Here is a 19,659-nt window from a genome sequence, read left to right on the forward strand (position 1 = left end):
TATACTTAAAAGGCTTATCATGTAAGCCTTTTATTTTTTTCAATTTTGGAGAATTTACAGAAACATAAATTTGAAGCCCTTACTGGAATGCGTGCCATTGCAGCGATTATGGTATTTGTATATCATAATCGTAAATATTGGCGTTATGATCTGCCTTTCCCTATTATGCGTTTCATTAGTGAATGGCATATCGGTGTCACGGTTTTCTTTGTGTTGAGTGGTTTTCTGCTGGCTTACCGCTATGAAGATTCGCCTTTAGACTCTAAAAAATCATACTTAAAATATATTCTACTCCGTATAGCAAGGATTTTTCCGTTATATTGGATTTTGTTGAGTTTTTATTTTCTCGATACTCATTATTCTAAGGATGTAGATACTTATTTTCTGCAGTATTCGCTGTTGTATTCTTTGTTTGATAAATATTCCATTTCGGGAATCGTACAGGCGTGGTCTCTCAGTGTCGAATTTTTTTTCTATCTATTAGCCCCATTTTTATTTTTACTGTTGAAAAAAAACTGGACATATTGTATTTCATTTCTGTTAGGACTTTTTCTTATAAGCTATAGCATCGGTTACGGATTACATGAATATAACGGAAATCCGAAAGGGTTTTTATATCCGTTAAAATTTATGGTAGGAAATACTTTTTTCGGAAGAAGTATGGAATTCTTTTTCGGAATGTTGTTGGCTTATTTCATGAAACAGACAAAAGGAACAGAACTTCTGACAAAATTGAAAAATCCTACATTCTATGGCGGAATTTTAATCATTATTTTCACTGTTTCAATTGCTTTTTTTGCCAGAAACAATTTTGTACATGGTGTAGAAAGATGGGAAGGGAGGATTATTCATGAATTTTTCCTACCTGTTGCGATTGCTCTTTTCTTCTGGGGATTAATATCTGAAAAAACATGGGCTTCTAAAATATTGTCAACCAAATTTTTTGTTCTTTTAGGCAATGCTTCTTTTGTCTTTTATCTGATTCATCTCAGCTATTTTAATATGAAGCTGAAATCTTACTTTTATCTTCCCGATCGCAATTTTGTAGCGTTGTGGATTTGTTCAATTATTATTTATTTACTAATTGAAAAGCCTTTGTACCAATGGTGTAGGAATTTAATTTCTAAAATTAAATAATCTTTTTTAATCTAGAGAATTCACCAATACAAAATACCGGTAAGCCAGAATTCCTTTCTGAATTTTGGTAAGCTTTGTTGGGTCTTTATCGCTTAATTTCGGTAAAACAGATTTGTTGATCTTATTGAGAAATCGGAAAATTGACTTTTTCATAATACAATATTTTAATGATTAAGAATAAACATTCAAAAATTATGCAATAATAAGTTGCTTGTTAAAAGAAAATTGCCTGCTTTTCAACAGACAATTTCTCACTAACAAAATTAAAAATTATGTATATTTACTTTTATGAATTCCCGTACATATTAGATTCACCGCCGTCGATCGCAATTACCTGCCCGGAAACATAGCCGTTTTCGTCACTTAATAAATAGGCTACCAAATGTCCGACATCTGTAGGATCGCCCAACTTTCTTGTAGGATTTCTGGAGGCATATTCTTTTTCGGCAGCTTTAGGATCATCAGGATTTACCTGCTTGAAAGCTTCTGCAACCATCGGCGTTAAAATAGCACCCGGAGCAATCGCATTCGTTAGAATATTATCTTTACCATATTCCAGTGCTGCATTTTTTGTCATTCCGGCTACGGCGTGTTTCGTTGCAACATAAGCGGTTTGATTCAGAACGCCTCTTATTCCTCCTACGGAAGCCACGTTTACAATTCTTCCGCCACCATTTTTCTGTAGCTCAGGAATTACGTATTTCATTCCGTAATAAACGCCCAAAAGATTAATATCTATTACCTTTTTGAAAATATCAATATCATAATCAACTAAAGGAGCTTGTTTTCCTTCAATTCCGGCATTGTTGTACAATCCGTCAATCTTTCCGAATTCTTTAACGGTCTGATCAACATAATTCTTTACATTTTCTTCCACAGAAACATCTGCTGTTACCGTCAAGAATTTATTTTCAGAATATTTTGACTGAAGATCTGTCTTTGTTTTTTCTAAAGCTTCAGCATTATAATCTACCAATGTCAAATCGGCTCCTTTAGAAGCTAATACATCTGCTGCAGCAAGACCGAGTCCCATCGCTGCTCCCGTTACAATAATTACTTTTCCTTTTAAATTTGCCATAATATTTTATTTTAATATCATTGCTTCAATTTACAACAATAAAAATATCGTTCTCTTGATGTATGGTAATTTTAGAAAATTTTAACAATCATAACGATTGATTAATTTATTTTTTGATAAATGAAATCTTGGAAATATCTAATTTCTTACTTTTGATAATATAAATAAATATGAACGAGATTTTCAAACAACAGGTCTGGGAAATAACAAAACTGATTCCTGCCGGAAGAGTAACAAGTTATGGGGCGATTGCAAAGGCAGTTGGTTTTCCCAACCATTCCCGTCATGTCGGAAAGGCAATGGGAGGCTGTCCAAAAGATGTTCCCGCCCATCGGGTAATTTCAAGCTCGGGAACGTTGTCTGTACCGGAATTTCAGGAAAGATTGGAAGCGGAAGGAATTGAGGTAGAAAATTTTAGAATTAAAAATTTCAAGAAATTGTTTTGGAATCCTTTGGAAGAATTGTAGATATTCTGAGATAATTATCGCTTAAATTATTTCTCTAAAAATAGTTTCTGGGCGACAAAGTCGCCCCGAAACTCAATATAAAATAGTCAAATTACTTTTCTAATTGCTTATAGCTTCTTTGGATAAAATCTGTCAAATCTTTTCCTTTCAATAAATTCTGAGAAAGTTTAGCCAAGTCTAAAGCATATTTTATTAAGCCTTCTTTTTCTCCTGGATTTTCAGTTTTCAAAATCTGATTGGCAAATTCGCTGTTAGAATTCACAACCAAATTATACATTTCAGGGAAACCGCCCATTCCAAACATTCCGCCGCCGCCAGTTGCCTGCATATCCTTCATTCTTCTCATAAATTCAGGTTGTGTAATGGTAAACGGAGCATCGGTACTGTCTAAATCTTCAAGCTGAACCGTGAATTTTTTATCGTTAATTGTTTCTTCAACATTTTTCTTCAACGATTCTTTTTCGGTCTCACTTAATTTAGAAATAATTGGCTCGTCTTTTTTAATCAAATTATTCACGTGATCTGCATCTACTCTCACAAATAAAACTTTCTCTTTTGAAGTTTCCAGCTTCTGAATAACGTGAGAAACTACCGGAGAATCCAATAAAATAACTTCATATCCTTTATCTTTTGCAGATTGAATATAACCATGTTGCTCATCTATATTGGAAGCGTAAAGAATAACCAAATTACCATCTTTATCCGTTTGATTTGGCTTAAGTTTTTCCTCTAATTCATTCCAAAGGAAATATTTTCCATCAGTTGTAGGGTATAACGTGAATTTGTCAGATTTTTCAGCAAATTTCTCTTCGGTAACGATTCCGTATTCGATCACAACTTTAATGTCGTTCCATTTTTTCTCGTAATCTTCGCGGTTTTCATTAATTAAAGAAGTCATTTTGTCGGCAACTTTTTTGGTAATATAAGAAGAGATTTTCTTTACCGCACCGTCAGCCTGTAAATAAGAACGCGAAACGTTCAACGGAATATCCGGAGAATCAATAACTCCACGAAGAAGCATTAAGAAATCCGGAACAATGCCTTTCACTTCATCCGTTACAAAAACCTGATTTTGATATAACTGGATTTTATCTTTTTCAATATTTAAATTATTGCTCAATTTTGGAAAGAACAAAACTCCCGTTAAATTGAACGGATAATCAACATTCAAATGAATATTAAATAAAGGCTCCTCAAACTGCATCGGATACAATTCGTGGTAGAATTTCATATAATCTTCGCTCGTCAATTCACTTGGAGCAATCGTCCATGCCGGAGTCGGATTGTTGATGATATTGTCTACTTCTTCCGTTTCTGCAACCGCATCTTCTCCAGCGTCTTCCGGTAAAGGTAAAGTGTGGGTTTTAGTTCCAAACTTAATAGGAACAGGCATGAATTTGTTATATTTCAACAACAATTCACGGATTTTTCCTTCTTCTAAAAATTCTAAAGAATCTTCTGCGATATGAAGAATAATTTCTGTTCCTCTGTCGGTTTTATCAGTTGTTTCTTCTAAAGTAAATTCAGGACTTCCGTCGCAAATCCAACGAACGGCCGGTTCATCTTTATAAGATTTTGTTACGATTTCAACTTTCTCCGCAACCATAAATGCAGAATAAAACCCGAGTCCGAAATGACCGATAATCCCTGAATCTTTTGCCGAATCTTTATATTTTTCTAAAAACTCTTCAGCTCCTGAAAAAGCAACTTGGTTGATGTATTTTTCAACTTCTTCAGCAGTCATCCCGATTCCCTGATCGATGATTGTAAGCGTTTTATTTTCTTTATCAATTTTCACTTCAAGCTGTGGATTTCCGTACTCCACTTTTGCTTCTCCAATACTTGTAAGGTGCTTTAATTTTAAAGTAGCATCCGTCGCATTTGAGATTAATTCTCTCAGGAATATTTCGTGATCACTATAAAGAAATTTTTTAATAAGCGGGAAAATATTTTCCACAGATACATTAATATTTCCTTTGGTCATAATAATTTTTGTTTTAATTTATGGTTATTCTTTCTCAAAAAAAATACCGTTTAAGAGAAAGTGACATTTTGACATTATTTGTAAGTGCAGATTTTATTTTTCGGTTGTAATGCCTATCATTACTCCGAAATCTCCATCCTCCTGAATCCAGTTTTCTTCGGGAAAATAGGCTCTTGACACGAAACCGTCCAGATACAATGCATTTTCACATCCTAATTTTTTTGAAAAATAATGCAAAATTGTAAAAGTTGATTTCTTTCTTCGACATTGCAAAGATTATATTGCCGTTTTTCAAAATTCCGGCACCGTTTCTGATATTTAAGTTGTTAGAATTTTGTTGAAAAATGAGATTGATTTTCCCTTTATTAATAAGCATCGGACCGGATTGTATTGCAAATTTTATAGGTGAGTTTTGTTTAAAATTTTCAGTGGGAATAATCTCTACTGTATTAGATTTTGTAATGTAGAAAATACCATTCGGTTTTAAATAAAAATTTCCTGCGCCACTCAAAGTATCGATTGGATGTAAAGTTTTAAAATTTTCTATATACAATCCTTTCGGAATATTTTTTTTACTGTACATTCCGCCATTCATGGCAAATTTTAAAGCTTTATTTTGGATACTAACATAAGTTTTTAAATTCCGAATACTTTTTAAAGGTTGATTTTTTTCATCTTTCCAATAAAACTCAATATTTTCCTTTTGTGCATTGGTAGAATAGATAACAAAATAATTGTTGACTGTCTTTTCTTTATAACAAGAAAGCATCATTACAAATAGTGAAAAGATTAATATTTTACATGCAATATTAAGTTTCATTGGAAATTTTATTTTAAAATATTTAAAGACAGCCTAAAAAAGCTGTCTTTAAATATTTTAAAAATCGAAAAAACTTATTTTACTTTGTTTGCCAATTCTTCTTTGATTTTGTTTTCCAGTTCCTCAGAAAGTTCAGGATTGTCTTTTAATAAATCTCTTACAGCATCACGACCTTGTCCCAGTTTAGTATCACCGTAGCTGAACCAAGAACCGCTTTTCTTCACAATTCCCATATCCACTGCAGAATCAAGGATTTCTCCTGTTTTAGAAACTCCTTCACCATACATAATATCAAATTCTGCCATTTTGAAAGGTGGAGCCACTTTATTTTTTACAATTTTTACCTTCACACGGCTACCCACCGCTTCGTCACCATTTTTAATTGGTGCGGATGCTTTTCTGATATCCACTCTTACGGAAGCGTAGAATTTCAGCGCATTACCGCCGGTAGTCGTTTCAGGATTTCCGAACATAACACCGATTTTTTCTCTCAACTGGTTGATGAAAATTACAGTACATTTTGTTCTTGAAATTGTTGCTGTCAATTTTCTCAACGCCTGAGACATCAATCTTGCGTGAAGACCCATCTTAGAATCTCCCATTTCACCTTCGATTTCCGCTTTTGGTGTCAATGCTGCCACTGAGTCAATTACTACGATATCGATTGCTCCTGAACGAATCAAATTATCAGCAATTTCTAATGCTTGTTCACCATTGTCAGGTTGAGAAATGATCAGGTTTTCAAGATCAATTCCTAATTTCCCTGCATATCCTCTGTCGAAAGCATGCTCAGCATCAATAAATGCTGCAATTCCGCCTGCTTTCTGAGCTTCTGCAATGGCGTGAAGTGTTAACGTTGTTTTACCTGAAGATTCAGGTCCGTAGATCTCGATAATTCTACCTCTTGGGTAACCGCCAACTCCTAAGGCGATGTCTAATCCCAAAGATCCCGAAGGAATAACTTCAATGGTAGAATCGACTGCGTCGTCTCCCAATGTCATTACTGTACCTTTTCCGTATGTTTTATCTAGTTTGTCAAGCACTAAAGCAAGTGCTTTTTTCTTATCTTCAATGTTACTCATCTGTCGTTTAAATAATTTATCAAAAATACAAAAATTTACAGTCAAAAACTAATATCGTATACCATTAAAAGTTGTTTTTATAGTTAAAAAATAATAAAATTTCATTCTTTATTTTATTTGGAAACAAGTTACTGAAAGTGAAAGTTTTCTTTTTTTACAAGATATTAATTTGCCGACAAATGTCCAGCCTCGATAGAAACGGTTACCCCGCAACAAGCTTCGGGAAAGTATCGGTGTGAGGAGTATGAGTGGATAGCGAGAAATAGTTTTTAAAAATAACTATAGATTTAAGGCTAATTAATTCAGAAAAAATTAATGAAAATTAGAGTTTTGGGTAATATTTAAATAATCGCTCAACACTTTCATTTGATCTTTGTTCCCTTTGTTGATTCGGGCTTGTCTGCTCACCAAATTATCATAGATTTTATTGATCATCCATTTTGTTTTCGGAAAAACTTTTCTGTTGGAAACTTCCGGGATCTGCATCCTTTTGCAAACTTCATCATCAAGCAAAAACCACGTACAGCAGATGTGAAGATAGCGAAGGTTTTTTCTTTGAAAATTATATTTTAGAATAGGATTTTCCAGCGATTCGTTCAATAAAGAATGAGCTAAAAGAACGGAATCTTTATCGGCAGGCGGCTGAATTGATGTCCACAAATAAAAATATTGTGTGGCTTGTTTTTTATTGTCTGGCAGGAGGTTTTCAGGAATTCCCAATAAATATCCGACATATTTCCAAAGGTGGAAAAGTCCTTTTTCTTCTTGCTCGGAGAATGTATTTCCCAATTTGTGAAGACTGTGCATGAAAACCAGACTAAAACCAATATATGTCGCCATCATATCCCAGGAATTGATGGGTTCTCCCCAATTTTCCGTATCCCAATCTTTATAATGTTTTTTAATGGAAATTCTTGCGTAAGAATGAATTAATCTTGTTTTAATGGCAAATTCGTAACCCTTTTTATGGATTTCCAGTGCATCATATCTTGTGACATTAACCCAAAAATCCAACGTTTCTGAAAGTCGTTTTACAGCTCCTTTTTTTAATGCTTCGGTGGCAATCAGTGGTTTATTAAGATAAGCATAATCGTACCCGCCTATCAAGCAGTAATCTCTTAATGAAATTAATGAATCAAGATTGCTTCTCATGCAAAGCTCTGCACCACTTTCTAGTAAGTCATGATCCAGCCAATCGGGGATTTTTTGAGTTTGAGAAAATAGTTGTTTTATACTTTCCGGAACATCATCATTTTCTGAAACTCCATTACGAATATAACCTTCTATTTCTCTTGAGGCTTCATGATATTTTTTGGTTAAATAGACATCTCTTACCACCTGATCGCCAATTTCATCTACATGATAGAAGTAAGGAGCAAACTTTTCAAAGTTATCGAAACTTACTTGAGTACCGGAAAATTCCATAAGCTGCTTTCCGTTGCCTGTGGTCCAAAAATCTTTGAAATGCTGTGAATCCTTGAAACGTGGTTGTACAATCATCCTATTTATTTAAGATAAAAATACAAGTTTTGCGCCGAAATATCGTAGTGAGATTTATCAGACTTTTTTATAGAAATTGACTTCGTTTGTAGTCTTTTTATTTTAATTGATCATTCATTCTTCACCATTGCGATTAAATAAGTCCCCATTCAAAAGCTTTTTTTAATAATTCTTTGCTGTTTCTGGATTTGGTTTTCGCCAAAATATTCTTTCTGTGTGTACGCACTGTATGTTCCGACAAAATAAGCATTTTAGAAATTTCTGATCCCGAATATCCTTTAGCGATATAAGACAGAATTTCCGTTTCTCTTTTTGTTAAATTTATTTCAATAGGCTTTTTTGATGCTGGAAGATTTTCAATTTTAATCTGAGTGAAATCATTTCTCATTCCGATTCCTGAAATCAAAACGGTGTGCGGATTTTCTTTGGTAATGTGATTAATATTGGTGTGGATATTAATCGATTGTATTAAATTTTGATTTTCGTCTTCCAATGTGAGAATCGCCTGATGATGAAAGAGCTCATAGTTTCCCGCTGCAGTTTTCAATCTGAAACAGTAACTTGATTTTAAATGAAGTTGATGTTCTTTCCCGAGTTCTAAAATTTTTTCTACGACTTTTTGTTCTGCCTGTATCACAAAATCAATATCATCCGGATGGGTCAGATCGATAATTTCTTTTAAATGTTGAGGATATTCGGTTAATCCGTGGAGTTTTAAAATATTTTCGTGATGATGGGAAATTGTACTGTTGGTAAGGTTCAGTACATAATAATAAAACTCGCCGATTGCAAACATTTCTCCTAAAATCCGCTCTATAGGAGGAATTGTTGAAATATTTTCAATTTCTTTTCTTTCGCCTGGATAGGTTTTCCATACTTCAACTAAAGGATGTTTTTTTTCAGAATTACTCATATTCGGGTTTTAGCTAAAGTAGTTAAAGTTTTCTTAAAAAATACCACAAAAGGGGGATGTTTTTGCATTGATAAATTTATAACATTTGCTGTATTCTAATAACTGTGAAAACTTTCTCTTAAACTGTTAATTACAGTCATCTGTTTCGTACCTTATTTCAACAATATTTAACTAAAATCAATCCTGATATATAAAATAGTTTAGAATTTTCTGTTAGCTGTTTGAAAAGGATAAACTTGAACCTCTGCATTTTTGTGGAGGTTCTTTTGTTTTTAGAATTTTGCTAAAATCACACAAACGGGTAATTTTTTTGTGTTCCTGAATTTTGAAAATTTGTATTAAAATTAATAGATATGAAAACAAAAATTATTCTAATATTATTTTTCTTTTTGACTTTGAGTACAAGTTTAGAAGCTCAATTTTCATTTAGCAATATAAATGAAGTTATTAGAGATGGGGAAAAAAATGATGTATTAGCACAGGAAAAGAAAAAAATTATAAGCTTTTTAAAAAATAACTCGGAAAATAATGGAGAGCTCCAAAAGAAAATTAAAAACGCAAAGAGTAAAGACGAAATTGATAAACTGCTTGCTGGCGATAGTTACTCATATGAAGCCATTAATTCTGCTATTATTGATAATGCAAAGGATGATAATAGCTTAAAAATATTATTTCCTGCAGGACTTAATGATGTAGGAAGTACTCGTTCTATAGCTTTTTTTGAAGGCAAAACAGATTTTACACAGTTTTTTCAGAATAATAATGTGGTTTATAATCCTAATTTAAAAAACCTTTCTTTTAACTCCGAAGTAGTTAATGATTATATGGGACCTTTCAGAATTGGTATTGGTTTTCAATTTAATAGTACAGTAAAAGATAACGACAGTATCGCTACTGAGGAAATTAAAAAAGATCAGTTGGTTTCATCCCTTCAAAATGGAGGAGGGAATCTATTTATTAATATTAAATATCCTTTTATTGCTCTAGGAAATAAAGAGGGTAATTTCGGCTTAAAATCATATATCTATCATAATACTGGGGTTGAACTGACAAAGATTAATGAAGCAGATAATGATTTTATTCTGACTAATAATACAGGAATTGCTGTTGGTGCTTTTGGGAGAGGTGTTAATAAAATGATTTCTATTTTTTTTGATGCTAGAGCGGCTGTTTTATACGGGAATTCTAAGTATAATAATATATTGTCGGTTGATCAGGATTATAAAAAAGTTCTTCCTTTACTTAATCTAGGTGTTGGAATTAACTTTTCAGATATGTATACGGTAAAAGCTGAGTTTTATCCTGTAGGCAATTATATTAAAAGAAATTTTCCAACAACAATCTCTTTCATTATTATTCCTAAAAAATAATTTCCTAACCTTTAAATTATATAATTATGTTACTACCAGTAAATGCATTAAACTTTATAATGAATTCACCTGAATTTGTTAATAAAATGACTCAAGAACACATTAATCCAAACTTTGGTCTGGAGGTAAAAATGAGATTACTTCCCAATGCAGAGCAGAGATACTTTTATTATGATATGTATTTTGATTATGGTCTCCCTGGAAAAAGTTTGAAAGACGTCTTTGCTAAAGTGAGAGTTAAAGATGACGGAAGTTTTGAAATATTACAGATGAAATTTGATTAAATCAATCTATATTTAACATATAGATAAATAAAAAAACAACCTCGCAATCGGGAGGTTGTTTTTTATTTCAAGCTAAAAACTTTATTAGTTAGACAAAGAAGCCGCATGAATCAACATATCAACTAACTTGTTAGAATAACCCATTTCGTTGTCATACCAAGAAACAAGTTTTACGAAGTTAGGAGAAAGCATGATACCAGCGTCTTTATCGAAGATTGAAGTTCTCTTGTCTCCGATGAAGTCTTGAGAAACTACAGCATCTTCAGTGTATCCAAGAATACCTTTTAATTCACCTTCTGAAGCAGTCTTGATTGCAGCACAGATTTCGTCATAAGAAGTAGCTTTTTCTAATCTTACTGTTAAATCTACTACAGAAACGTCAACAGTTGGTACTCTGAAAGACATACCTGTTAATTTTCCGTTCAATGAAGGAATTACTTTTCCTACCGCTTTTGCAGCACCTGTAGAAGAAGGGATAATATTGTTTAGAGCAGCTCTACCACCTCTCCAATCCTTAGCTGAAGGACCGTCAACAGTTTTTTGAGTTGCTGTTGTAGCGTGTACCGTCGTCATCAGACCTTCTACGATTCCGAAGTTATCGTGGATAACTTTAGCCAAAGGAGCTAAACAGTTAGTCGTACAAGAAGCGTTTGACAAGATTTTTACATCGTCTGTAAGTTCTGTGTGGTTTACACCCATTACAAACATTGGAGTATCATCTTTAGAAGGAGCAGAAAGAATTACTTTCTTAGCACCTGCCGTAATATGTTTTGCAGCACTGTCTTTATCTAAGAATAAACCTGTAGATTCTACAACGTAATCTGCACCGATTTCGTTCCACTTTAGGTTGCTAGGGTCTCTTTCAGCAGTTACTCTGATTCTTTTTCCGTTTACGACAAGGTCGTTACCTTCTACAGAAACTTCACCCGGGAAAATACCGTGTACAGAATCATATTTAAGCATATAAGCCATGTATGTAGCATCGATAAGGTCGTTAATTCCTACTACTTCGATGTTGTCTCTTTCAGTCATTGCTCTGAAAACAAGACGACCGATTCTACCAAACCCGTTGATACCTACTTTAATTGTTGACATAATAGTTTGTTTTAATTATATTTAAAAATATTAGATTGCTAAAATTTCTGAAATCAATAAAAGATCCTGATTGATTTCATTGTGTTTTTTAATGGCTTCTTCGATAGGCGTATAAACAACATCATTGGAACGCATTCCTGCCATTACATTTGTTTTTCCTTCCATTAATCCTGTTACTGCCCCGTAGCCTAATCTGCTTGCCAAAACTCTGTCGGCACAGCTAGGAGAACCTCCTCTCTGCATATGACCCAAAATGGCCACACGAATATCATAATCAGGGAAAGAAAGTTTTGTTTTTTCGGCTAATTCGTAAACGTTTGCTAATTTTTCACCTTCCGCTACCACTACAATGCTTGAAGATTTTCCTGATTTTTCAGCAGTTTTGAAGTTGGCAAAAAGCTCGTCGATACTATCTTTTTTCTCGGGAATAAGAATGTCGAGAGCTCCGGTTGCCAATCCACTGTTTAAGGCGATAAAGCCTGCATCACGACCCATTACTTCTATAAAGAAAACTCTGTTATGAGAAGTTGCCGTGTCACGGATTTTATCAATTGCATCCATTGCTGTATTTAATGCCGTATCATAACCGATTGTGTTATCGGTTCCGAAAATATCATTGTCAATTGTTCCCGGCACACCAATTACGCGGATTCCAAATTCTTCATTAAATATTTTGGCTCCCGTGAAAGTTCCGTCTCCACCGATACAAACCAAACCGTCAATTCCATATTTTACGCAATTGTCATAAGCTTGCTGGCGACCTTCTTTAGTTCTGAATTCAGCGGATCTGGCAGATTTTAGAATAGTTCCACCCTGGTTGATTATATTTTTTACGGAACGAGGTCCCATTTTCAGCAAATCCCCGTGGATAAGACCGTTATAGCCTTCTCTGACTCCGTAGCATTCTATGTCATAATAATTAGCAGTTCTTACCACCGCTCTCAATGCTGCATTCATACCCGGAGAATCTCCTCCTGAAGTAAGAACCGCAATTTTTTTTACTGCACTCTCTTTCATTTAGTAAAAATTTCGAACACAAATTTACAAAAACAAGTTGAGATAACGATAGTATCTTGCACATACTTTTCATCCTTTAGTATCCTGTAATTTTATATGAAATTGATAGGAAAAAATTTATATTTTTAATGTATGAAATTCGAAGCCGTATTTTCATCAGTTCTTCTCTGTTAAATACTTCCAATATCTCCTTGGAACATGCTGAATATGTAATTTAAGATTTTTTCTTTCAATAATATTGGTCTTCGTAAAATAACGCTGCCAGAGCGTCTGATAATTCTGTTCTTCATCATGAAATTTTTGCTGGTATTTATTGAGATCTAATTTTTCTTCAGGATAAAAGAAATCGCAGATTTCCAGATCATACAGCAATCCGTAATTTCGTCTCAGGTCGTAGATCATCCATTTCTGATCCTGATAGCGGTCTTTAAAATGTTTTCGAATTAAAGGGACAACGTTAAAATCGGGATCAATTTTAGCAAAAAAAACGCCGTCCTGCATTTTTTCAAAACGGACAAAAGCGGTCATCCGATGTCTTTCTCTGCTTACTGATTTGCTGATTTTTGAGATTTTTAAAATATCATTATCCGCATAATTCTGTAAAATATTTTCTTCCGGATGTTTGATCGACTGCCTGACAGCAGATAAAATAAGCTGCTCCAGATCCGATTCTTCCGACAAATAGACTTTTAATAATTCGTGAATTCCTGACTTTCCTATACTTTGTTCTAATTTATTTAAAACCCTTTCTGATTTATCATTTTGAGTAATTACTTCATGAATTTCTGCAAAAATATTCTCCTGATGAAATCTCTCTCTGCTCGCAATTTCCACGTCTTTGTATCGGTATTCGAAAACTTCAAATATCGCTGTGAAAAGTCCATCGAAACTTCCGTCGTAGAGTAGGGTGGTCATTTATTAATGTAAAATTTAGCAATTTAATTATTTTCTGCGATTGTCATTTCGATGTTAGGAAAAATCTACTTTTTAATAAATTCTTCACTTTGTTTTGTTCTGAATGACTGTGTGAATATTTGTTAAAACAAAGTTAACTGCTGCGAAAACTGATTATGAAACTTCGAAGAACTTCCGCCAATTAGTAATTTTTTCAAATTCTGATCTGTTAAATATTTCAGATAAGCATTTCCTGCATTGAAATCAATAAAATATCTTGCCCGGTTCACTGCCGCTCCCAACTTTTTCAAATGATCCATATTTAAAACCTGAAAACGTCTTGCGCTCACAATTTTCTTGGCCGTTTTTACACCAATTCCGGGAATTCTTAATATCATCTGATAATCGGCAGTCTGCAGATTTACAGGAAACTGATCGAGATTTCGCAATGCCCAACTCAATTTAGGATCAACTTCCAGATCAAGAAAAGGCATATTCGGATCTAATATTTCTTCCGCTTTAAAACCATAAAAGCGCATCAGCCAATCCGATTGATACAAACGGTTTTCTCTTAGCATCGGAACTTCTGTGGTTAAAGAAGGCAGCCTTTTATCTTCCAAAACAGGAACATATCCGGAATAATATACTCTTTTTAGGTTAAAATTTTTATAAAAATGATCGGCAACTTTAATGATTTGCAAATCGTTTTCATTGGTTGCACCCACAATCATTTGTGTAGATTGCCCAGCCGGAGCAAACTTTGGTACTTTTCTGAAAATTTTCTTTTCGTCTTTATATTGTGCAATTCCGTTCTGAATATATTTCATCGGATTAAGCATATCCTGTCGATTTTTTTCAGGAGCCAATAATTTCAATCCGCTTTCGGTAGGAATTTCAAGATTAATAGATAATCTGTCGGCGTACAAAGCAGCTTCCTGCATCAGCTCATCACTTGCTCCAGGAATCGATTTTAAATGAATATATCCGTTGAAATTTTCCTCCAAACGTAGTTTCTTCGCCACACGAACCAAACGTTCCATCGTCGTATCTGCATTTTTGAAAATTCCGGAACTTAAAAATAAGCCTTCAATATAATTTCTACGATAAAAATTAATGGTTAAATCAACCACTTCTTCAACGGTAAAGGCAGCTCTTTTTATATCGTTTGAACTTCTGGAGACACAGTAGGCACAATCGTAAATACAATGATTGGTTAGGAGAATTTTGAGAAGCGAAACACACCGCCCGTCTTCGGTGTAGGTATGACAAATCCCGCTTGCAGAGCTGTCTCCCAAAGCGCCTTTTTTATTTTTTCTCGAACCTCCGCTGGATGAGCAGGAAACATCATATTTCGCTGCATCGGCAAGGATTTCGAGTTTTTCTTTCAGGCGGTCAAAATTCATATTTTTAATTGAAATTGTTAATTCTGAATATAATTTTCAGTTCAAAGTTAGTTCCAAAATTGATAAATATCAATCTTTTTTCATGGAAGTTATCAACAGTTTAACGTAACAAAATTAGTATATTTACGGTCATTAATTTATGCGTGAAGTCGCAAATTTGCAATTTTACAGGCAGTTAAACTTATCCATATGAATCATAAACCCGTTGAAGGTTTTTCCAAATTAACAAAGCAGGGGAAAATCGATTGGCTTGTTAACGAATACCTTGAAGGAAACTCAGAATATCAACATATATTAAACCAATATTGGAACGAAAATGCTGATTTGCAGAAGCTTCACGACGAATTTTCTGAAAATACCATTTCCAATTTCTATATGCCGTACGGTATTGCTCCGAACTTTTTAATTGACGGGAAATTATTTGCACTTCCGATGGCTGTTGAGGAAAGTTCTGTAGTGGCTGCGGCTTCTAAAGCTGCAAAATTCTGGATTGATAAAGGAGGTTTTAAAACGACAATCATCAATACTGAAAAATTAGGTCACACTCACTTTATTTTCGATGTAGAATCTCATAAATTACAGCATTTCTTTAATTTCAATCTAAAGAAAAAATTAATTGAAGCGACCAATGACATTACAGCGAACATGAGAAATCGCGGCGGTGGAATTTTGGATATAAAACTAGTTGATAAAACTGCTGAAATGCCCAATTATTACCAGCTGAAAGCAAGTTTCGATACGGTCGATTCAATGGGTGCCAACTTTATTAATTCTTGTCTGGAGCAGTTTGGGAAGACTTTAAAGCAGGAAGTGGCAACCAGCGAAGATTTTTCACAGGAAGAAAAGAATTCTTTACAGATTGTGATGAATATTCTTTCCAATTTCACTCCGGATTGCATCGTAAGAGCTGAGGTTTCCTGTAAAATTGAAGATTTAAAAGACGACAGCGGGATTTCTAACGAAGAATTTGCTAGAAAATTCAAGCAGGCAGTTACGATCGCCGAAATCGAACCTTTCAGAGCAACCACTCACAATAAAGGAATCATGAATGGAGTAGATGCTGTGGTTATCGCAACCGGAAATGATTTCAGAGCAACAGAAGCCTGTGCACATGCTTACGCAGCGAAAGACGGGAAATATTCCTCATTAACGCATTGTACAATTGATAACGGAATTTTCAGATTTTGGATTGATCTTCCGATTTCTGTGGGTGTCGTGGGAGGTTTAACAAATCTTCATCCGTTGGTAAAATTCTCTTTGGCACTTCTTGGAAAGCCTTCTGCCCAGGAATTGATGAGTATTTTGGCGGTTTCTGGTTTGGCTCAGAATTTTGGTGCGCTACGTTCTTTGGTAACAACAGGAATTCAAAAAGGGCACATGAAAATGCACTTACTGAATATTTTAAACCAAATGGGCGCAACGGAAGAAGAAAAGTTGCATTTTGTGACGTATTTCAAAGATAAAACGGTGAGCCATCACGAGGTTATCAATGAATTTAACAGACTAAGAGGGCAATAATGTTTGGAATTATTGTATCAGTTCTTATTCTGACGTTCGGGATTTTTTTGAAAATGACCAACGTAAAGGATTTTCAGAGTTCAAAAAGATTTTCTGTTATGTTTATCATATTAGGAATTTCGGCTTTGGTCGCCAAATTTATTTTAATGTATTTAGCATCAAAATAATGAAACGGAAAATTTTATTCTTTTTGTTGATTTCATGTTTAAGTTTTTCACAACAGAAAAGTGTAAAAATTACCGATTTACAACCAAAGTCTGAAGATTTTACTTTTCCTAAAATTACTTACACAGAAAAACCTTTAGTTGAAAATAAGATTAATACTTTTTTACAGGTTGACCAATTAGAATACATTCCCGGAGCGGAAGGAACGCCTTCAAAATTGGTTTCTACGGGAAAAACCTCATACTCCAACTATGTTTATTTCTATAGTTGGGAAAAACTGGAAACACCCAAAAATATTTTGAGTATTGCCATTAGTGGAGAAGCTTCAGGAGCGTATCCGGAAGGTTTTGATATCTGGAAGAATTTTGATTTAAGAACAGGAAATTTTATTAATGCTAAGGATTTATTTCAGCCAAATTCAATAAAAGCGGTTGAAAATTTAATTCAGAAAAGTGTAAAAAAAGAGGTTAATGATTTCATTGTTCAATTAAAAGCAGAAAAAAATCCTTCAGAAGATACTTTAGCTCAGATTTCTATGTATGAAGATTGTTTCACAGATTTTACTTTAGATGGAATTGAATATTATTTCGCAAAAGATAAAATTAGATTTATAGCCGGAAGATGTTCAAACCATGCGATGAGAGCGTTGGATGATCTTGGAAGTCATGTTGTTGAAATTCCGTATAAAAATTTGGATAAATATTGGAATTCTTACGCTAAAAATCTATTGTCTAGTTCTGAAAAAGTTGATTCTACCAATATTCATAATAAACTGTATAAAGGAAAAATTGATGGAAAATATCCAATTACGGTTTTAATTAATACAATATACGAAGACGGTTCTTTCTCTGCAAAATATTGGTATGATAAGAATAAAAAACTGATCGAGTGGAACGGAAAATTGAAAGGAAACCATATTTCCGTTATTGAAAACGATTATTACAGCGAAGAAACCAATCAATGGATTATTAAAGCTTATATAGAAGCCGAAGTAAAAGGGGATAAGATCGTAGGAACGTGGCAGGATTATCAAACAAAAAAATATTTAAAATTAGAATTAGAAGAATTATAAAATGAAAACAATTACTTTAGTTTTTGGTGCTGTTTACGGAATGTTATCCGTTATTTTAGGGGCATTTGGCGCGCACGCTTTAAAGAAAATTTTGTCTGTGGAAAGACTTGAAAGTTTTGAAACAGGAGTAAGATATCAAATGTATGCTGCTTTCTTTTTATTGATTGTTGGATACATTTTAAAATTTGATAATTCATCTCAAAAATGGATTTCTATTTTAATGATTGCAGGAACGATGTTGTTTTCTTTCAGTATTTATTTATTGAGTTTGCAGGATTATTTAGGCGCAAATTTGAAATTTTTAGGACCGATTACACCGCTTGGAGGTTTATTTATGATTCTAAGCTGGGCAATGCTTATTTTTTACTTTGTTAAAAACAGAGTTTAGTTTATTAGAAAACCTCAACAAATATTTTAACAAATGATGATCGTAATTTTAAAAATAAATTAAAATGAAAATCAACAGAAGACGACGATTAATACGAACATTTAATCTTTTGGATCAACCGATGAGGTTTAATCCGTTTGTATTCAGTCGTACTTTTTTTATGTGGGCAATTACGGGTTTGGTCGGCGGAATTATCGCCGGATTGTATTGGATTGTCCTCGAACATTTCACGGAATTTTTAGCTGAATTTCAAGGTTGGATGGTAATTCCCACAATGGCAATTTCCGGTCTTCTGGCAGGTTTGGTTATTCATTTCATCGGAGATCCGGGAGAAATTCATTTAATTGTTAATAATATCAGATTCAATAAAGGAAAATTAGATCCGAAAAATAATCCTTCCATGATTCTGTCATCACTTTTTTGTGTCGCATCGGGTGGAAGCTTAGGTCCGGAAGCGCCTTTAGTTCAGGTGACGGGTTCTACAGGAACTTATCTTGGAAAATTATTCAGGTTGAAAGGTGAAGAGTTACGTTCCTTAAGCATCGCCGGAATGGCTTCAGGTTTTACCGCGCTTTTTGGAGCTCCGCTTGGTGGAAGTCTTTTTTCATTGGAAATTCTTCATCATAAGCACGCAGTTGAATATTACAAAGCGATTATTCCGGCGTTAGTGGCAAGCTGTTTCAGTTATCTGATGTTTGCGCTGATTATTCATTTGGGAATCGGGGCGACTTGGGATTTAAAAGCGTATCATTACACGGGAGTCTACGATTTTCTTTACGCTTCTTTGTTTGGAATTGTGGGAACTTTATTTGGCTGGATTTTCATTTTTGTCGTAAAATTTTTCAAGAAAGTTTTTGAATACAGAAAATTTCCCATTTATATTAAAACATTAGTTGGTGGGATTGTTCTTGGAATTATTGCTTTCTATTTTCCATTAACAAGATATTTTGGTCATAACGAAATCAAGCAGTTAATCAACGGAGATTTTGCTTTGAACTTTTTAATTTTAATCCTAATTTTTAAGATAATAGCTATTGCGGTTACCGTAACTTCCGGATGGAGAGGCGGTTTTATTATCCCGCTTTTCTTTGTTGGAACCACTTTAGGGTTGATTATTCATAATATATTTCCAAGTGTTGATACAACATTGGCGATTGTGAGCTGCATGGCTGCCATTAATGCATGTGTAACAAGAACTCCTATGAGTACGACAATTATTTTGGGAACATTAACGGGCTTTACTTATTTCGTTCCGATACTTTTTGCAAGTTTGACAGGATATTTTTTGGCACCGAAAATTCCCTTTATCGGTTCGCAGTCTGAAAAATTGGCTGAAGAATAATGCGAATATGACAGATATGTTAAAAATCAAACGTTTTGAACTTTAAATTTTAAGTCAATAAACTTGAACTTCCATGTCTTTTTAGTAAATTTGTCAACCTTTAACTATTAAAATAAAATAATAAAAATAA

The 19,659-nt window shown here is 33.9% G+C and carries 20 protein-coding genes; 8 read left to right on the top strand and 12 right to left on the bottom strand.

Annotated elements, in window-relative coordinates; all coding sequences use genetic code 11:
* Positions 1-45: 45 nt before the first annotated feature.
* Positions 46-1,137 (top strand): acyltransferase family protein, encoded by a 1,092-nt coding sequence (locus ASG22_RS10830; RefSeq protein WP_055984021.1) that lies wholly within the window; start codon positions 46-48, stop codon positions 1,135-1,137.
* Between the two features lie 6 nt (positions 1,138-1,143).
* Here the strand turns inward: ASG22_RS10830 and ASG22_RS21150 are convergent, their stop codons facing one another.
* Positions 1,144-1,290 carry a hypothetical protein gene (locus ASG22_RS21150; protein ID WP_185113806.1) on the bottom strand — a complete coding sequence of 49 codons (147 nt, stop codon included), beginning with the start codon at positions 1,288-1,290 and terminating at the stop codon, positions 1,144-1,146.
* Positions 1,291-1,423: 133 nt separating this feature from the next.
* Positions 1,424-2,215 (bottom strand): glucose 1-dehydrogenase, encoded by a 792-nt coding sequence (locus tag ASG22_RS10835; protein ID WP_055984024.1) that lies wholly within the window; start codon positions 2,213-2,215, stop codon positions 1,424-1,426.
* Positions 2,216-2,385: 170 nt separating this feature from the next.
* Here ASG22_RS10835 and ASG22_RS10840 point away from each other — a divergent pair, with 170 nt between their 5' ends.
* Complete coding sequence (locus tag ASG22_RS10840) at positions 2,386-2,682, top strand: MGMT family protein (RefSeq protein WP_055984027.1); 297 nt, start codon at positions 2,386-2,388, stop codon at positions 2,680-2,682.
* A 91-nt stretch (positions 2,683-2,773) separates the two neighbouring features.
* On the opposite strand, the gene htpG is transcribed toward ASG22_RS10840, so the two are convergent.
* The 6 genes from htpG to ASG22_RS10865 all read right to left on the bottom strand — a co-directional run bounded on the left by htpG (position 2,774) and on the right by ASG22_RS10865 (position 8,981).
* Positions 2,774-4,666 carry a molecular chaperone HtpG gene (gene htpG, locus ASG22_RS10845; RefSeq protein WP_055984029.1) on the bottom strand — a complete coding sequence of 631 codons (1,893 nt, stop codon included), beginning with the start codon at positions 4,664-4,666 and terminating at the stop codon, positions 2,774-2,776.
* Between the two features lie 93 nt (positions 4,667-4,759).
* Positions 4,760-4,903, bottom strand: a complete 144-nt coding sequence (locus ASG22_RS21405; RefSeq protein ID WP_238586902.1) for a hypothetical protein — start codon at positions 4,901-4,903, stop codon at positions 4,760-4,762.
* Positions 4,872-5,486 (bottom strand): phosphodiester glycosidase family protein, encoded by a 615-nt coding sequence (locus ASG22_RS10850; protein ID WP_238586903.1) that lies wholly within the window; start codon positions 5,484-5,486, stop codon positions 4,872-4,874. Before ASG22_RS10850 ends, ASG22_RS21405 begins: the two co-directional genes overlap by 32 nt.
* A gap of 74 nt (positions 5,487-5,560) precedes the next feature.
* Entirely contained in the window at positions 5,561-6,568 is a 1,008-nt protein-coding gene (gene recA / locus ASG22_RS10855; protein ID WP_055984033.1) for a recombinase RecA, read from the bottom strand.
* Between the two features lie 312 nt (positions 6,569-6,880).
* On the bottom strand, positions 6,881-8,068 hold the full coding sequence (locus tag ASG22_RS10860; RefSeq protein ID WP_055984035.1) for an oxygenase MpaB family protein: 1,188 nt from the start codon (positions 8,066-8,068) through the stop codon (positions 6,881-6,883).
* A 133-nt stretch (positions 8,069-8,201) separates the two neighbouring features.
* Entirely contained in the window at positions 8,202-8,981 is a 780-nt protein-coding gene (locus ASG22_RS10865) for a response regulator transcription factor (protein WP_055984038.1), read from the bottom strand.
* A 353-nt stretch (positions 8,982-9,334) separates the two neighbouring features.
* Here ASG22_RS10865 and ASG22_RS10870 point away from each other — a divergent pair, with 353 nt between their 5' ends.
* Complete coding sequence (locus ASG22_RS10870; RefSeq protein ID WP_055984041.1) at positions 9,335-10,351, top strand: hypothetical protein; 1,017 nt, start codon at positions 9,335-9,337, stop codon at positions 10,349-10,351.
* A gap of 26 nt (positions 10,352-10,377) precedes the next feature.
* Entirely contained in the window at positions 10,378-10,635 is a 258-nt protein-coding gene (locus ASG22_RS10875) for a hypothetical protein (RefSeq protein WP_055984044.1), read from the top strand.
* Between the two features lie 84 nt (positions 10,636-10,719).
* On the opposite strand, the gene gap is transcribed toward ASG22_RS10875, so the two are convergent.
* From gap to ASG22_RS10895, 4 genes are all read right to left on the bottom strand, one after another.
* Positions 10,720-11,730, bottom strand: a complete 1,011-nt coding sequence (gene gap, locus ASG22_RS10880) for a type I glyceraldehyde-3-phosphate dehydrogenase (RefSeq protein ID WP_055984046.1) — start codon at positions 11,728-11,730, stop codon at positions 10,720-10,722.
* Positions 11,731-11,760: 30 nt separating this feature from the next.
* Positions 11,761-12,747 carry a 6-phosphofructokinase gene (gene pfkA / locus ASG22_RS10885; RefSeq protein WP_055984050.1) on the bottom strand — a complete coding sequence of 329 codons (987 nt, stop codon included), beginning with the start codon at positions 12,745-12,747 and terminating at the stop codon, positions 11,761-11,763.
* A 156-nt stretch (positions 12,748-12,903) separates the two neighbouring features.
* On the bottom strand, positions 12,904-13,662 hold the full coding sequence (locus ASG22_RS10890) for a TIGR03915 family putative DNA repair protein (protein ID WP_055984055.1): 759 nt from the start codon (positions 13,660-13,662) through the stop codon (positions 12,904-12,906).
* 122 nt (positions 13,663-13,784) lie between these two features.
* A complete protein-coding gene (locus ASG22_RS10895; RefSeq protein ID WP_055984058.1) occupies positions 13,785-15,044 on the bottom strand; it encodes a putative DNA modification/repair radical SAM protein in 1,260 nt (419 codons plus the stop codon).
* Between the two features lie 189 nt (positions 15,045-15,233).
* On the opposite strand from ASG22_RS10895, the gene ASG22_RS10900 reads away from it, so the two are divergent.
* The 4 genes from ASG22_RS10900 to ASG22_RS10915 all read left to right on the top strand — a co-directional run bounded on the left by ASG22_RS10900 (position 15,234) and on the right by ASG22_RS10915 (position 19,529).
* Positions 15,234-16,562: a hydroxymethylglutaryl-CoA reductase, degradative gene (locus tag ASG22_RS10900; RefSeq protein WP_055984060.1), complete on the top strand. Its 1,329-nt coding sequence runs from the start codon at positions 15,234-15,236 to the stop codon at positions 16,560-16,562.
* 166 nt (positions 16,563-16,728) lie between these two features.
* Positions 16,729-17,799, top strand: coding sequence for a hypothetical protein (locus tag ASG22_RS10905; RefSeq protein ID WP_055984063.1), 1,071 nt, complete (start codon positions 16,729-16,731; stop codon positions 17,797-17,799).
* A gap of 1 nt (position 17,800) precedes the next feature.
* Positions 17,801-18,187 (top strand): DUF423 domain-containing protein, encoded by a 387-nt coding sequence (locus tag ASG22_RS10910; protein ID WP_055984066.1) that lies wholly within the window; start codon positions 17,801-17,803, stop codon positions 18,185-18,187.
* Between the two features lie 64 nt (positions 18,188-18,251).
* Positions 18,252-19,529: a chloride channel protein gene (locus ASG22_RS10915; RefSeq protein WP_055984069.1), complete on the top strand. Its 1,278-nt coding sequence runs from the start codon at positions 18,252-18,254 to the stop codon at positions 19,527-19,529.
* Positions 19,530-19,659 lie beyond the last annotated feature (130 nt).

The sequence above is a fragment of the Chryseobacterium sp. Leaf405 genome (assembly GCF_001425355.1).
In the GTDB taxonomy this organism is placed as follows: domain Bacteria; phylum Bacteroidota; class Bacteroidia; order Flavobacteriales; family Weeksellaceae; genus Chryseobacterium.

Excerpts from the sequence above, each read along its gene's own strand:
- ASG22_RS21150 (WP_185113806.1), bottom strand. The coding sequence starts at position 1,290 with ATGAAAAAGTCAATTTTCCGATTTCTCAATAAGATCAACAAATCTGTT.
- ASG22_RS10835 (WP_055984024.1), bottom strand. The coding sequence starts at position 2,215 with ATGGCAAATTTAAAAGGAAAAGTAATTATTGTAACGGGAGCAGCGATG.
- ASG22_RS10840 (WP_055984027.1), top strand. The coding sequence starts at position 2,386 with ATGAACGAGATTTTCAAACAACAGGTCTGGGAAATAACAAAACTGATT.
- htpG (WP_055984029.1), bottom strand. The coding sequence starts at position 4,666 with ATGACCAAAGGAAATATTAATGTATCTGTGGAAAATATTTTCCCGCTT.
- ASG22_RS10850 (WP_238586903.1), bottom strand. The coding sequence starts at position 5,486 with ATGAAACTTAATATTGCATGTAAAATATTAATCTTTTCACTATTTGTA.
- recA (WP_055984033.1), bottom strand. The coding sequence starts at position 6,568 with ATGAGTAACATTGAAGATAAGAAAAAAGCACTTGCTTTAGTGCTTGAC.
- ASG22_RS10860 (WP_055984035.1), bottom strand. The coding sequence starts at position 8,068 with ATGATTGTACAACCACGTTTCAAGGATTCACAGCATTTCAAAGATTTT.
- ASG22_RS10865 (WP_055984038.1), bottom strand. The coding sequence starts at position 8,981 with ATGAGTAATTCTGAAAAAAAACATCCTTTAGTTGAAGTATGGAAAACC.
- ASG22_RS10870 (WP_055984041.1), top strand. The coding sequence starts at position 9,335 with ATGAAAACAAAAATTATTCTAATATTATTTTTCTTTTTGACTTTGAGT.
- ASG22_RS10875 (WP_055984044.1), top strand. The coding sequence starts at position 10,378 with ATGTTACTACCAGTAAATGCATTAAACTTTATAATGAATTCACCTGAA.
- gap (WP_055984046.1), bottom strand. The coding sequence starts at position 11,730 with ATGTCAACAATTAAAGTAGGTATCAACGGGTTTGGTAGAATCGGTCGT.
- pfkA (WP_055984050.1), bottom strand. The coding sequence starts at position 12,747 with ATGAAAGAGAGTGCAGTAAAAAAAATTGCGGTTCTTACTTCAGGAGGA.
- ASG22_RS10890 (WP_055984055.1), bottom strand. The coding sequence starts at position 13,662 with ATGACCACCCTACTCTACGACGGAAGTTTCGATGGACTTTTCACAGCG.
- ASG22_RS10895 (WP_055984058.1), bottom strand. The coding sequence starts at position 15,044 with ATGAATTTTGACCGCCTGAAAGAAAAACTCGAAATCCTTGCCGATGCA.
- ASG22_RS10900 (WP_055984060.1), top strand. The coding sequence starts at position 15,234 with ATGAATCATAAACCCGTTGAAGGTTTTTCCAAATTAACAAAGCAGGGG.
- ASG22_RS10905 (WP_055984063.1), top strand. The coding sequence starts at position 16,729 with ATGAAACGGAAAATTTTATTCTTTTTGTTGATTTCATGTTTAAGTTTT.
- ASG22_RS10910 (WP_055984066.1), top strand. The coding sequence starts at position 17,801 with ATGAAAACAATTACTTTAGTTTTTGGTGCTGTTTACGGAATGTTATCC.
- ASG22_RS10915 (WP_055984069.1), top strand. The coding sequence starts at position 18,252 with ATGAAAATCAACAGAAGACGACGATTAATACGAACATTTAATCTTTTG.